A 13,800-nucleotide genomic window follows, 5' to 3' on the forward strand; every position below is an offset into this window, starting at 1 on the left:
GCTAACACAATGAGCAGCTGGGGCTATGGGTCCCGGCCTTCGCCGGGACGACGAGGGTAACAATGGCCATCGCCGACAAGCTCGTATTGCAACGCCAGCGCCACCTGAAATGGCGCTGGCTCGACTGGCTCGAGCTCGCGCTGATGATCCTCTGCGGCGTGCTGTGCTTCGGCTTCTCGCTGTCGGTCACCGCCGACATCGTCACCCGCACCATCGGCCATCCCTGGCTGTGGCTGCAGGAAGTCACCTCGACGCTGTTCATCTATGCGATCTTCATCGGGACCGCGGTTGCGACCCGCCGCAACGATCACCTCTATCTCACCGCGATTTCCGAGGCGATGCATGGCGTGCCCAGGATCATCGTCGAAATCATCATCCGTCTCATCGTGCTCGGCGTCGCCTTCTGCCTGATCTGGTACGGCTACCAGAATTATTTGCGCGGCTTCGGCAGCTTCCGCCTGCCGTCGGGCACGCCGATTGCCTCGCTTTACGCGATAATTCCGCTATCCGGCGTCCTGGTCGGCCTGTTCACCATCGAGCAGCTCGTCAACGGTCTGCGCAACGGTTTTGACCATCCGGAGCCGCTGGACGAGGACGCTGCGCCCGTCGTCACCGAAGCGCAAATGAGGGCGCAGCCGTGAGCGCACCCATTGTCCTGGCGTTGATGTCGATCTGCTTCCTGTCGTTCGGTTACCTCGGCGTGCCCGTGCCGTTCTCGCTGATGGCCGGCGTATTCATCGGTGCGATCCTGTCCGACGTCTCGCTCGCCGCGATCATCCAGAAAATCTTCGACGGCGTCGACTCCGAGGCGCTGCTGGCGATTCCCTTCTTCCTGCTGGTCGGCGAGCTCATGAGCTCGGCCAATGTGGTGGTGCGAATAGCCAACCTCTCAGTGTCGCTGGTCGGGCACATCAGAGGCGGCCTGTCGCAGGTCGTGGTCGTCTTCAGCATGTTCTTCTCGGAAATGTCGGGGTCGACTACGGCCGATGTCGCCGTGATGAGCCGCGCGCTGGGTGGGCCGATGAAGCGCGAGGGCTACGAGCCCGCCTTCATCGCCGCGATCATCGCGTCGGCCTCGACCATTGCGGCGCTCGTGCCCCCGAGCATCACCGCGGTGGTCTATGGTGCGGTCGGCAACGTCTCGATCGCCGGCCTGTTCATGGCGGGCGTGGTGCCGGGCCTGATGATCGGCTTCGGCCTGATGATCTACTGCTATTTCTTCGGCCCCTCGGGCTTGCGCAAGCCGCGCGCGCCGCTGCGGCAAATCGTGTTCGCCGCCGGCGATGCGGCGCTGCCGCTGATGATCCCGGTGATCCTGCTCGGCGGCATTTTGACCGGCTGGTTCACGCCGACGGAAGCAGGCGTCGTCGCCGTGGCCTGGATCGTCCTGGTCGTGATCCCCGCCCTCAACCGCGGGCATTTCAGGAAGATTCCCTACGATTTCTGCCTCGCCGGGCTGATCTTCTCGCTGCCGCTGATCACCATCGGCGCCGCCAACGCCTTCGGCTGGATGCTCGCCTATTTGCGCGGCGCGAGCTACATCGCCGACATGATCACTTCGATCGCGGGCAACGACCCGCATCTGATCATGCTGCTGATGGTGCTGCTATTCACCGTGGTCGGCGATTTCATCGAGCCGGTACCGACCATCATCATCTTCATGCCGCTGGTCAACACGCTGACCGAAGCCGGCGACATCAACGGCGTCCACATGGGCGTGGTGCTGATCGCGACGCTCGCCTTCGGCCTGATCACGCCGCCTTATGGCCTGGTGCTGCTGATGGCGTCCAAATTCGTCGGCGTCAGCTTTGCAAAAGCGCTACGCGCGGCGCTGCCGATCTATGTCGTGTTCTTCGCCACCATTGCGTTCGCGATCTACTTCCCGAACGTGGTGCTGTGGCTGCCGCAGCACGTGCTGCCGGAATCGGTCGGCTGCTTCAAGTCGCCGGCGGGGACCGGCTACATCTGTCCCAAGTGAGTGCCGCGGCTACTTGCTCTTGCTCGTGAACTTCTTCACGGCGACACGAAACTCCTCCGTGTTCATCGCCATGATGATCTTGTGCTCCTCGGCGTCGAGCTGCTGCTTCACCGGCGTGGTGGCAGCCGCGTAGACCAGCGACTTGGTGCCGGCGATCGCTGCCGGCGCGTTCTGCGCCAGCCGCTCGGCAAGCTGCCGCGTCGCGGCCTTCAGCTCGGTCGCGGGAACGATCTTGGCGACGAGGCCCCATTCAAGGGCTTGCTGCGCCGAAAAATTATCCTCGGTCAGAAAGATCTGCAGCGCGCGGCGCGCGCCGACCGTGCCGACGATCCCGACCGTCGAGCCGCCATCCGGCGAGACGCCGATCTTGGCATAGGCCGGCGTGAACTTCGCGTCCTCGGCGGCGATGCAGAGATCGGTGACGAAGGCGAGGCCCATGCCGGCGCCGGCCGCCGAGCCGTGCACGCTCGACAGCGAGATCTTTGGCATGCGCCGGATGATCTCGATGAAGGCATGGTAGTGCTTGAGCAGCTCGCCGACCACCGGCGTCACCGTGTTGGCCTCGGCTGCCGCGCCAATCGTCTGCAGATCGCCGCCGGCGGAGAAGGCGCGGCCCTCGCCCTCAAGGATCACGACCCTGATCGCGTCGTCGCCCTCGATGGTGGCCGCGAGCTGCTTGAGCTTCTGCGCGATCGCCAGGTTGATCGAGTTGAAGGCGGCGGGGCGATTGAGCGTGATGGTTGCGATCGGGCCTTCGATCCGCAGCAGGGCGGGATCATCGGGTTGGGAGACGGGAGCTGGCATCGGAAATCCCCGGCATGAGGTTCGTTGCCACAACTAAATCGCAGAAGGCGAGGGGTGACAATCCCTGGCCGCCAGTGCCCTGCATAGGGCCTTGCGTCGGGCGAAATGATCGGCTCAAATGGGGCCGCCTTCGTTTAGGGACGGACACGAGCGCCGGCTCCTCGCAAGGCTAGCCAAGCCAATATCAGCGAGAGAGGAGACGACATGGGTGACGCTCGTGTCTTGCGGAAATGGGCTGTCCAATGACGGATGGTCCCGTGATCATTGTCGGTGCCGGCCATGGTGGCTATCAGACCGCGGCATCCCTGCGGCAGGCGGGTTTTTCGGATCGCATCTGCCTGATCAATGACGAGGCGCATCTGCCCTATCAGCGGCCGCCTTTGTCCAAGGCCTACATCAAGGGCTCCGCCGGGCCGGAGAGCCTGATGTTCCGGCCGGAGAAATTTTACCGGGACCAGACCATCGAGCTGATCGCGGGCCGCGCCGTGTCGATCGACCGCGCGGGGCGCAAGCTGCTGCTCGCATCCGGCGAGACGCTGTCTTATGGCCATCTCGTGCTGGCGACGGGCGCGCGCAACCGCCTGCTCGATCTGCCCAATGCCAATCTGTCCGACGTGAAATATCTGCGCATCCTCGACGAGAGCGAGGCGCTGCGAAAGATCATTCCGTCAAAGACGCGGGTCGTGGTGATCGGCGCCGGCTTCATCGGCCTCGAATTCGCCGCGACCGCGCGGATCAAGGGGCTCGAGGTCGACGTGCTCGAGCTTGCGCCGCGCGTGATGGCGCGCGCGGTGACGGCGGAGGTCTCGGAGTATTTTCAAGCGCGGCATCGCGAGGCCGGCATTCGCATTCACCTCGGCGTGCAGGCAACGTCGATCGAGGCCGAGAACGGCAAGGTCACCGGCGTCAGTCTCAGCGACGGCCGACATCTGCCGGCCGATCTCGTCGTGGTCGGCGTCGGTGTGCTGCCGAATATCGAGCTGGCGGCCGAGGCGGGGCTGCCGGTTGCCGCCGGCATTATCGTCGACGAATATCTCTCGACATCCGACCCTAACATTTCCGCGGTCGGCGACTGCGCGCTGTTCGCGAGCCCGCGCTTCGGCGGCTCGCTGCGGCTGGAATCGGTGCAGAACGCCACCGACCATGCCCGCTGCCTCGCCGCGCGGCTGACCGGCGACAAGAAGCCCTATGACGGCCATCCCTGGTTCTGGAGCGACCAGGGCGACGACAAGCTCCAGATCGCAGGTCTCACCACCGGCTACGATCGCGTCGTGCTGCGCGGCGATCCCGCCAAAAAGGCGTTCTCTGCGTTCTGCTACCACGGCGACCGGCTGCTCGGCATCGAATCGATCAACCGCGCCGGCGATCACATGTTCGGCCGAAGGTTGCAGGCCATGAATCGCTCGATCACGCCGGAACAGGCGGCGGATGAGAGCTTTGACCTGAAGAGCGCGCTGGCGTGAGGCTCTCTCCCTCTCCCCGTTCTTACGGGGAGAGGGTTGGGGTGAGGGGCTCTATCCGCGCATACTGTGACAGTTGGACTCGCGGAGGCTCCCCTTCACCCGGATTGCATCTTCGATGCAATCCGACCTCTCCCCGCAAGCGGGGCGAGGTGAAGAGGGACCTACAGAATCATCGCCACCTCCGCGGCTGTCGGCATTGACGGCCCGGCGCCCATGCGCTGCACGCTGATCGATGCGGCGGCGTTGGCGAAGGCGAGGGCTGCGCGCAAGGCGGCGCCCTCAGCGAGCTGTGATGCGAGCGCGCCGACGAAGCAATCGCCGGCGCCGGTGGTGTCGACCGCCTTCACCACGCGTCCCGCCACCGCGAATTCTTCGGCGGCAGCGAGTGCGAGCACGCCGCGCTTGCCGAGCGTGATGCAGATTGTCTGGTCCGCGCGCGCCTGAAGTTTTCGTGCCACCGCAATGATCCTTGCAGCCTCGTCGCTGTCGGTGAGCTCGGTGCCTGCAAGGAAACCAAGCTCGGTCTCGTTCAGCACCAGGATATCGACTAGCGCGAGCAGATCGCTCGACATCTTTTGCGCCGGGGCAGGATTCAGCAATGTGGTGGCGCCCGCCGCGCGCGCGCGCTGGAAGAAGGCGGCAATGGTGGGCAGCGGGATCTCGAACTGGCTGACGGCGACATCGCCCTTCGCCAGCGGCGTATCCGCAACGTCATCCGCGCTGACCAGCCCATTGCTGCCGGGAATGACGATGATGGTGTTGTCGGAGGCTGCGACCGTGATGATCGCGGTGCCGGTGTGTGTCCCGGGCGTCTCCTTGATCGCGCCGGGATCGATGCCCTGAGCGTTAAGAAACGTCCTGAGCTCAGCCCCGAACGAATCCGTGCCCAGCCGCCCGATCAGCGTGGTCTTCGCGCCGAGCCGTGACGCGGCCACGGCCTGGTTCGCACCCTTGCCGCCCGGAAAATACAGCACCTGCCGACCCGCGACGGTCTCGCCGACCCTGGGGTGGCGATCGGCGGTCGCCACCACATCCATGTTGATGCTGCCGGCTACGAAGACGCGCCCCATGATATGCCCTCTCAAGCATGATCCCGAAAAGTGTGAAGCGGTTCTCCCTCCCGACAAACGCGGAGCGCGTTTGCGCGGAGATCATGCTCAAACAAAGAATCCTTAGACCCTAGCTTCGAATTCGTGCCTGACTTTGGCGATGTCCACAAGGGTCGGCAGGCCGGCCTCGTTGCCGAGGCGCTGGATCTTGAAGGTCGAGGCGGCGCGGGCGAAGTCAAAATGCTCGCGCCAGCTTTTGCCGGGATGCGCGAGGTAGGAATAGATATAGGCGCCGTGGAAGACGTCGCCGGCGCCGTTGGTGTCGATCACGCGCTCGCGCGGGATCGGCATCGCCGGCATGGTCTCGACGGTGCCGGTCTCGTTGTACCAGAGCAGGCCCTTCTCACCCATGGTGATGCCGCCGATCTTGCAGCCGCGGCCCTTGAGGTAGTCGAGCATCTTCTCCGGCGTCAGATCCATCTGCTCGCACAGCCGCTCGGCGACGATGGCGACGTCGATGTATTCGAGCAGCTCATGGGTGTTGGTGCGCAGGCCGCCGCCGTCGAGCGAGGTCAGAATGCCGGCCTCGCGGCAGACCTTTGCGTAGTGAATCGCGGCGTCCGGCTGATGGCCGTCGACATGCAGCGCACGGCAGCCGCCGAGGTTGAGCATCGGAAAAGGGTGGATGTGCTCGTCGTCGCGACAGCGGACGATGGCGCGCTTGCCGTCCTTCGGCATGATGAAGGAGAGCGAGGACTGGTTCACCTTCCGCCCGTGCAGCGAGATCGCGTATTTCGCGCACATGTCCTGGAACATGCGCCCTAGCCAGTCATTGGCCGCGGTGGCGATCAGATCCGGAACGATGCCGAGCTTGGCGCAGCAGAACGCCGCCGTGACAGCGTTGCCGCCGAAAGAAACCGCGTAGTCGGTTGCCACGTGCTTTTCGTCGCCGGTCGGCATGTGGTCGGTAATGAAGACGACGTCGATATAGGTCTGTCCGATAAAGAGAGCCTGCATTGCTTGTCCGTGATGCGCTTGGTGGTCCCGGCCGGCGGGCTTACTCTAACACCGGTTCCGCTTCGGGGACGCTGAAATTATTCGCAAAATCGCCCCGGAGCGCTTGAGGTCGGCATAACGCCGGAATACGACCATGTCAGGCCCATGCCAAGCCCGGACAAATGCCGTTTTCCCGCTCCTGGTTCCAGGTCGATCAAAAGGGACAAACATGATCACCGGCCTCGATCACGTCGTCGCTCTGGTCAAGGATATCGGTGCGGCCAAGGCCGCCTATCAGACGCTCCTGGGGCGCGCGCCGGCCTGGCAGAACTCCGGCGAGGGCGCCGACCGCGTGCTGTTCACCCTCGACAACATGACCATCGAATTGATGGCGCCGAGCGGCTTCACCGCGACCGCCGACCGGATGCGCGCGCTACTCGACGACCGGGAGGGCATGCTCGCCAGCCTGTGCTTTCGTGTCGCAGACATGAGCAAGCTGCACCGGCGGCTGGAGCGAGTGGCGCTCAAGCCCGAGCCGATCGCCGAGGTCGAGAGCAGCGACGATGCGAGCGGTGCAGCCTTGCACTGGAAACGCACGCGGGCCGCGACCGAGCTGACGCGGGGCGTGCGCATGTTCTTCCTCGAGCTCGCCGAGGAGCGTCCGAAGTCGGCCGCGACCGAAATCGCGCCGATCGACGGGCTCGACCATGTCGTGATCACCACCGAGGATTCCGATCGCGCCGCCGCACTCTATGGCGCACGGCTCGGGCTCGATCTGGCGCTCGACCGCTCCCACCACGACTGGGGGCAGTTGATGTTCTTCCGCTGCGGCGATCTCATCGTCGAGGTGGTGCGCCGCCCGGTGGCAGGCGGGGATTCCCAGCACGACCGTCTCTGGGGCCTGAGCTGGCGCGTCGCCGACATCGACGCCACCCGCGCCCGCCTGCTCGCCGCCGGCCTCGACGTCACCGAAGTCCGCAGCGGCCGCAAGCCGGGCACGCGGATATTGACGGTGCGGAGCGGCACCTGCGGAATCCAGACGGTGCTGCTGGAGCGCGCGCCGAAGCCGGCGGACTAGGGGACAGTCCCTCCTTCGTCATTGCGAGCGCAGCGAAGCAATCCAGGCTGCCTCCGTGGTGACAGTCTGGATTGCTTCGTCGCAAGGGCTCCTCGCAATGACGGCGAGTGCGTGGTAGAGGACGTACCGAGATCACCCAGCGAGCACCGGTTTGGCGACAGCGAAGGCAAAGCGAACTCTGAAATGGCAGCGCGATCCCGAAGGGATGCGGCTGCGCATTCTCGAGGCTGCCAAGCAGGAATTTTCCGCTCACGGGCTCGCCGGCGCGCGCGTCGACCGGATCGCGGCCAAGGCCGGCGCCAACAAGCGCATGCTGTACTACCACGTCGGCAACAAGGACGACCTCTATCTCGCGGTGCTGGAAGGCGCTTATGACAAGATCCGCAGCGAGGAGCGGGGGCTCGATCTCGAACATCTCGATCCGCCCGAGGCGATCAAGCGGCTGATCGGGTTCACCTGGTGTTACTTCCTGCGCAACCCCGAATTCCTGTCACTGCTCCAGACCGAGAACCTCGTCCGGGCAAAACACCTCAAGCGCTCGACCAAGGTCAAGTCGATGCACTCGCCCTTCGTCGAGATGATCCGCACCGTGGTGCGGCGCGGCGTCGAGAGCGGCGATTTCCAGGTCGCGGTCGATCCGGTGCAGCTCTACATCTCGATCGCGGGCCTCTGCTTCTTCTACCTCTCGAACTCGGCGACGCTCAGCGTGATCTTCGGTCGCGACCTGCTCGCCAAGGACGCCAAGGACGAGCGGCTTGCGCACATGGTCGGTCTCGTGCTGGCCGCGCTGACGGGGCAGACCGCCGCGCTGTTCGAGATTGCCAAGGCGCCGAAGTCGCGCACGGCGGTGGCGCAGACGGTTTAGCCCGTTGTTTCCTCAATCACCGCTGTCATCGTCCGCGAAGGCAGGCGATCCAGTATTCCAGAGACGCTGATGGGATACGGAGATGCCGCGGCGTACTGGATTCCCCGCCTTCGCGGGGAATGACGCCGAGGGTGTGGCGCGGAACCCGGCGCAAAACGTCACAGGGAAAGCTCTGGACAGTATTTATCCAACGGGTTAATTTCTCCCCGAACGAAAAAAATGCCGGGAGTGAGGCGTGGCTGAGCTGAAGCCGCAAGGTGCGGTGTCCAAGGTGCTGAATGCGGCCTGGGTGCGGCCGTTTCTGTTTCTGGTTTTCATCGTCGTGGCCTGGGATCTCGCAATCCGGCTGTTCAAGATCCCGGCCTATCAGATCCCGTCGCCCGCCGACGTCGTCGCGGTGCTGCGCACCGACTGGCCGGAACTGCTGCGCCAGTGCTGGCCGACCACCTATGCGACTGTCTGCGGCTTCCTGCTGTCCGCATTGTTCGGCATTCCCGTCGCGATGCTGATCGCGGGTTCGAAGACAGTGGAGAGTTATGTCTATCCGCTCCTGGTGTTCTCCCAATCCGTGCCGAAGATCGCGATCGCGCCGCTGTTCGTGGTGTGGTTCGGCTTCGGTATCATTCCAAAAGTGATCTCGGCCTTCCTGCTCGGCTTCTTTCCCGTGGTGGTTTCGGCGGTGCAGGGTTTCAAGTCGGTCGACCCCGACATGGTCGATCTCGCCCGCGCCATGCAGGGCAGCCGCTTCCAGGTGTTTTGCGCGGTGAACCTGCCGCATGCGCTGCCGGCGATCTTCGCCGGCCTGAAAGTGTCGGTGACGCTCGCCGTGGTCGGCGCCGTCGTCGGCGAGTTCGTCGGCTCCAATTCCGGCATCGGCTATGTGATGCAGCGCTCGATCGGCACCTTCGACCTGCCGACGATGTTCGCTGCCCTCGTCATCCTCGCGCTGCTCGGCGTCATCCTGTTCTGGATCGTCGACCGGATCGAGAAGCTGGTTATTCCCTGGCATGTCAGCCAGCGCGAAGACGTGATTTTCGCCTCTTAAGCAACGGCCACCAACGGCCGAAACATAACGACAAGGGAGAATGACGATGAAGCGGTGGATTGGGGCTGTAGCAACAGCGCTGATGGTGTTTGCGGCCATGCCGGCGCAGGCGGCCGACAAGGTCGTGCTGATGCTGAACTGGTACGTCTATGGCGAGCACGCGCCGTTCTACTACGGCAAGGCCAAGGGCATTTACGCGGCCGAGGGCATCGACCTCGAGATCCAGGAAGGCCGCGGTTCGGCTGCGACCACGCAGGCTGTCGCGGCCAAGACCGCCGATTTCGGCTATGTCGACGTTCCCACCATGATGCGCGCCGCGATCAAGGGCGCGCCTGTGATCGCGACCGGCGTGCTGCTGCAGACCAGCCCGATGTCCGCCATGGGCTTCGTCGACAAGAACATCAGGAAGCCGGAAGACATCAAGGGCAAGACGGTCGCGATCACGCCGGCGGACTCCATGACCCAGATCTGGCCGCTGTTCCTGAAGAAGACCGGCCTGAAGGAAAGCGACTTCACCACCGTTGCCGGTGACGGCCAGACCAAGCTCAACGCCGTCATCAACGGCCAGGCTGATCTGCTGCTCGGATACGTCATGGACCAGTCGATGAAGATCAAGGACGCCACCGGCAAGGACGTCTATCCGATCAAGTTTGCCGACTACGGCATCAACATGGTCTCCTCCGGCCTCATCGCCAATTCCGACTATGTGAAGGCCAATGCCGACCTCGTCCGCCGCTTCATGTCGGCGACGACCAAGGCCGTCGAAGCCGCCGAGAAGGAGCCGAAGGCAGCGGCGCAGTCGATCCTCGATGCCAACCCGAAGGGCGGCAAGATCGACACGCTGACGCAGGGCTTTGAGTTGACCATTCCGCTCTACCGGACGGCCGAGACCAAGAGCAAGCGGCCGTTCCAGGTCACCGACCAGAACATGACGGATACGGTCAATCTGATGGTCGAATATGGCGGGCTCGATGCCAAGGCCAAGGAGAACCCGAAGGCGTTCTACACGAACGATTACCTGCCGAAGAGTGGCACGTGAAGCAAGCCGCAGTAACCAGTGAAACCGTGCAGCCGGCCGCGCATCTGAGACTGGTGAGCGACCGGGCTGCCGGCGGGACGCCAGGCATCAAGCTCTCAGGCGTCTCGAAGACTTACCGGACGCGCGACGGCGATGTGCCGTCGCTGCGGCCGCTCGACTTCCACATCAACGACGGCGAGTTTTTCGTCGTGGTCGGCCCAAGCGGCTGCGGCAAGTCCACGCTGCTCAAGCTGATCTCGGGGTTGCTGCCGCCGACCGCTGGCGAGGTGTTGGTTGAAGGCGAGAAGGTGACGAAGCCGCATGGTAATGTCGGCATCGTCTTCCAGAATGCGCTGCTGCTGCCCTGGCGCAATATCCTCTCCAACGTGATGCTGCCGATCGACATGAAGCGTCTCGCCCGGGACGAATATCTCGTCCGCGCCAAGGCGCTGCTCAAGCTGGTCGGGCTTGAGGGGTTCGAGAAGAAACTGCCCTGGCAGCTCTCCGGCGGCATGCAGCAGCGGGCCTCGATCTGCCGCGCGCTGGTGCACGATCCCAAGATCATGCTGATGGACGAGCCGTTCGGCGCACTCGATGCGCTGACGCGCGAGCGCATGAATGTCGAGCTGATGCGAATCCAGCGCGAGACCAGGAAGACGGTGCTCCTGATCACGCATTCGATTCCGGAGGCCGTGTTCCTCGCCGACCGCGTGCTGGTGATGACCGAGCGGCCCGGTGCGGTCGCTGCGATCTACGACGTGCCGCTGCCGCGCCCGCGCTCGCTCGACGTGATGGCCGATCCTGTTTTCACCGAGCTCGTGCAACGCATCCGCAAGCATTTTTTCTCACAGGGGTCGCTGGACTAAAACCATGCCCCCGCGCCTGAAGCTGCGAGATATCGCCTTCTTTGAACGTCCCGTGCATTTCGCGCGGCCGTTCCGCTTTGGCGCTGTTACCATCAACGCGACGCCGCAGCTGTTCATGCGGGTCGAGATCGAGGTCGAGGGTAAAGGAAGTGCTGTCGGCGCCAGCGCCGAACTGCTGGTGCCCAAATGGTTCGACAAGCGGCCGGAGCTATCGCCGGCGCAGACGGTCGACGAACTGCGTCGATCGCTCGCGATCGCGCGCGGGCTCTATCTTGCGCGTACCGGATTCCTGACGGCGTTCGATCTGCACGCGTCCTGCATCGGCGCCCAGGTCGCGACCTGTGCGAAGCAGAACATTCCGGCGCTTGCCGCGGCCTATGGTCCGGCAGAAATCGACAAGGCGATCCTCGATGCGCTGCTCCGCGCCACCGAGCTCAATTTTTTCGACGGGCTGGCTGCCAACATCGCCGGCATCGATGCGCGCCTGTCGCCGGACCTGAAGGACGCCGACCTCGCGACGTTTCTCGCCGGCCGCAAGCCGCTGCCGCGTGTTGCGATCAGGCATACCGTCGGTCTCGACGATACCGTCGAAGGCGAGGGCAGTGTTGCCGATGTCTCCGAGAACGCCGGTGCGAATTACTTCAAGCTGAAACTGTCCGGCGATCCCGCGGCCGATGCGGCCCGGCTGGCGCGCATTGGCAAGGAGCTCGACACGCTCGGTCGTGACCACAAGGTGACGCTCGATGCCAATGAACAATACGCAGATCTCGCCGCCCTGCAGGCGCTGATCGACCGGCTCGATCGCGAGCCTGCGCTGCGGTCGATCGCGTCGCGATTGCTCTATGTCGAGCAGCCCATGCCGCGCGACATCACCCGGCAATCGCCGCTCGGCTCGCTCGCCGCGCGCGGCTTCATCATCGACGAGGCCGACGACTCCTACGACGCGTTCCCCGCGGCGCGCGCGCTCGGCTATCACGGCATCTCGTCAAAGTCCTGCAAGGGGCTGTACAAGTCCATCGTCAACGCCACGCGCGCAGCGAAATGGAGCGCGGGCGGAGAGAGGTTCTTCGTGACCGGCGAGGACCTCACCTGCCAGGCGGGCCTTGCCGTGCAGCAGGATCTCGCGCTCGGCGCCTTCATCGGCGTCACCCACGCCGAGCGCAACGGCCATCACTATGTCGATGGCTTTGGCGACACGCCGGTCGCTGAAGCGCAGGCCTTCGCCGCCGCGCATCCCGATCTCTATGCCGATGCCGGGCAGGGCATCCGGCTTTCCATTCACAACGGCGATCTCCTGACGGGATCGCTCCATGTTGCGGGCTTTGCGACGTCGGTCCATCCGGATTGGTCGGCGCTCCGCCCGCTCGAACAGCCAAAATCACCTAGGGAGCAATTGGCATGACCACCCAACGCCTCGGCCTCATCATGAACGGCGTCACCGGCCGCATGGGGCTCAACCAGCATCTGATCCGCTCGATCGTGGCGATCCGCGACCAGGGCGGCGTTCGCTTGAAGAACGGCGATCGCATCATGCCCGATCCGATCCTGGTCGGCCGCAGCGCCGAGAAGCTCGAGGCGCTTGCCAAGCGCTTCAACATCACGCGCTGGACCACCGACCTCGATGCCGCGCTCGCCGACAAGAACGACACCATGTTCTTCGATGCTGCGACGACACAGGCGCGGCCCGGCCTGCTGGCACAGGCCATCAACGCCGGCAAGCACGTCTATTGCGAGAAACCGATCGCGACGAGTTTTGAGGAAGCGCTCGAGGTCGTCAAGCTCGCCAATGCCAAGGGCGTCAAGCACGGAACGGTGCAGGACAAGCTGTTCCTGCCCGGCCTGAAGAAGATCGCCTTCCTGCGCGACTCCGGCTTCTTCGGCCGCATCCTCTCGGTGCGCGGCGAGTTCGGCTATTGGGTATTCGAAGGCGGCTGGCAGGAGGCGCAGCGGCCATCCTGGAACTACCGCGACGAGGACGGCGGCGGGATCATTCTGGACATGGTCTGCCACTGGCGCTACGTGCTCGACAATCTCTTTGGCAACGTCCAGAGCGTGGTCTGCATCGGCAACACCGACATTCCCGAGCGTTTTGACGAGCAGGGCAAGAAGTACAAGGCGACCGCGGATGATTCCGCCTACGCGACCTTCCAGCTCGAGGGTGGCGTCATCGCACACATCAACATGTCCTGGGTCACGCGTGTCTATCGGGATGACCTCGTCACCTTCCAGGTCGACGGCACGCATGGCTCGGCGGTCGCGGGTCTCACCGACTGCGTGATCCAGGCGCGGCAGGCAACGCCCCGGCCGCTGTGGAATCCCGACGAGAAGCGGCTGCATGATTTTTACGGCGACTGGCAGAAGCTGCCGGACAACGTCACCTACGACAACGGCTTCAAAGAGCAGTGGGAGATGTTCATCCGCCACGTCTACGAGGATGCGCCCTACAAGTTCACGCTGCTCGAAGGCGTCAAGGGCGTGCAGCTCGCCGAATGCGCGCTGAAGAGCTGGAAGGAGCGGCGCTGGATCGACGTCGCCCCGATCAAGGCCTGAAGTCTATTGGATAAGTCGCGATGTTTACCAAGCCGTCATTGCGAGCGAAGCGAAGCAATCCAGTGTCCCTCCGCGGCGACGGTCTGGA

The 13,800-nt window shown here is 64.1% G+C and carries 13 protein-coding genes; 10 read left to right on the forward strand and 3 right to left on the reverse strand.

Annotated elements, in window-relative coordinates:
* Nucleotides 1-62: 62 nt before the first annotated feature.
* Nucleotides 63-641, forward strand: coding sequence for a TRAP transporter small permease (locus ABID58_RS04615; RefSeq protein ID WP_354031710.1), 579 nt, complete (start codon nucleotides 63-65; stop codon nucleotides 639-641).
* Entirely contained in the window at nucleotides 638-1,978 is a 1,341-nt protein-coding gene (locus ABID58_RS04620) for a TRAP transporter large permease (protein WP_354031711.1), read from the forward strand. The genes ABID58_RS04615 and ABID58_RS04620 overlap by 4 nt, the downstream gene beginning before the upstream one ends.
* 9 nt (nucleotides 1,979-1,987) lie before the next feature.
* Here the strand turns inward: ABID58_RS04620 and ABID58_RS04625 are convergent, their stop codons facing one another.
* Nucleotides 1,988-2,782: an enoyl-CoA hydratase/isomerase family protein gene (locus ABID58_RS04625; RefSeq protein WP_354031712.1), complete on the reverse strand. Its 795-nt coding sequence runs from the start codon at nucleotides 2,780-2,782 to the stop codon at nucleotides 1,988-1,990.
* A gap of 242 nt (nucleotides 2,783-3,024) precedes the next feature.
* On the opposite strand from ABID58_RS04625, the gene ABID58_RS04630 reads away from it, so the two are divergent.
* A complete protein-coding gene (locus ABID58_RS04630) occupies nucleotides 3,025-4,245 on the forward strand; it encodes an NAD(P)/FAD-dependent oxidoreductase (RefSeq protein WP_354031713.1) in 1,221 nt (406 codons plus the stop codon).
* A 161-nt stretch (nucleotides 4,246-4,406) separates the two neighbouring features.
* On the opposite strand, the gene rbsK is transcribed toward ABID58_RS04630, so the two are convergent.
* On the reverse strand, nucleotides 4,407-5,315 hold the full coding sequence (gene rbsK / locus ABID58_RS04635; RefSeq protein ID WP_354031714.1) for a ribokinase: 909 nt from the start codon (nucleotides 5,313-5,315) through the stop codon (nucleotides 4,407-4,409).
* 102 nt (nucleotides 5,316-5,417) lie between these two features.
* Nucleotides 5,418-6,311, reverse strand: a complete 894-nt coding sequence (locus ABID58_RS04640) for a sugar kinase (RefSeq protein ID WP_148748972.1) — start codon at nucleotides 6,309-6,311, stop codon at nucleotides 5,418-5,420.
* A 208-nt stretch (nucleotides 6,312-6,519) separates the two neighbouring features.
* On the opposite strand from ABID58_RS04640, the gene ABID58_RS04645 reads away from it, so the two are divergent.
* The 7 genes from ABID58_RS04645 (at nucleotide 6,520) to ABID58_RS04675 (ending at nucleotide 13,712) form a co-directional block, all read left to right on the forward strand.
* Entirely contained in the window at nucleotides 6,520-7,368 is an 849-nt protein-coding gene (locus ABID58_RS04645) for a VOC family protein (RefSeq protein WP_354031715.1), read from the forward strand.
* Nucleotides 7,369-7,573: 205 nt separating this feature from the next.
* Nucleotides 7,574-8,233 (forward strand): TetR/AcrR family transcriptional regulator, encoded by a 660-nt coding sequence (locus tag ABID58_RS04650; RefSeq protein ID WP_354032168.1) that lies wholly within the window; start codon nucleotides 7,574-7,576, stop codon nucleotides 8,231-8,233.
* Between the two features lie 235 nt (nucleotides 8,234-8,468).
* Nucleotides 8,469-9,278 carry an ABC transporter permease gene (locus tag ABID58_RS04655; protein ID WP_354031716.1) on the forward strand — a complete coding sequence of 270 codons (810 nt, stop codon included), beginning with the start codon at nucleotides 8,469-8,471 and terminating at the stop codon, nucleotides 9,276-9,278.
* A gap of 46 nt (nucleotides 9,279-9,324) precedes the next feature.
* On the forward strand, nucleotides 9,325-10,317 hold the full coding sequence (locus tag ABID58_RS04660; RefSeq protein ID WP_187434592.1) for an ABC transporter substrate-binding protein: 993 nt from the start codon (nucleotides 9,325-9,327) through the stop codon (nucleotides 10,315-10,317).
* On the forward strand, nucleotides 10,314-11,162 hold the full coding sequence (locus ABID58_RS04665; RefSeq protein ID WP_354031717.1) for an ABC transporter ATP-binding protein: 849 nt from the start codon (nucleotides 10,314-10,316) through the stop codon (nucleotides 11,160-11,162). The genes ABID58_RS04660 and ABID58_RS04665 overlap by 4 nt, the downstream gene beginning before the upstream one ends.
* A 4-nt stretch (nucleotides 11,163-11,166) precedes the next feature.
* Nucleotides 11,167-12,564 carry an enolase-like domain-containing protein gene (locus ABID58_RS04670; RefSeq protein ID WP_354031718.1) on the forward strand — a complete coding sequence of 466 codons (1,398 nt, stop codon included), beginning with the start codon at nucleotides 11,167-11,169 and terminating at the stop codon, nucleotides 12,562-12,564.
* Nucleotides 12,561-13,712 carry a Gfo/Idh/MocA family protein gene (locus ABID58_RS04675; protein WP_354031719.1) on the forward strand — a complete coding sequence of 384 codons (1,152 nt, stop codon included), beginning with the start codon at nucleotides 12,561-12,563 and terminating at the stop codon, nucleotides 13,710-13,712. Before ABID58_RS04670 ends, ABID58_RS04675 begins: the two co-directional genes overlap by 4 nt.
* Nucleotides 13,713-13,800: the final 88 nt, after the last annotated feature.

This window comes from Bradyrhizobium sp. S3.2.6, from assembly GCF_040546885.1.
In the GTDB taxonomy this organism is placed as follows: Bacteria; Pseudomonadota; Alphaproteobacteria; order Rhizobiales; family Xanthobacteraceae; genus Bradyrhizobium; species Bradyrhizobium cytisi.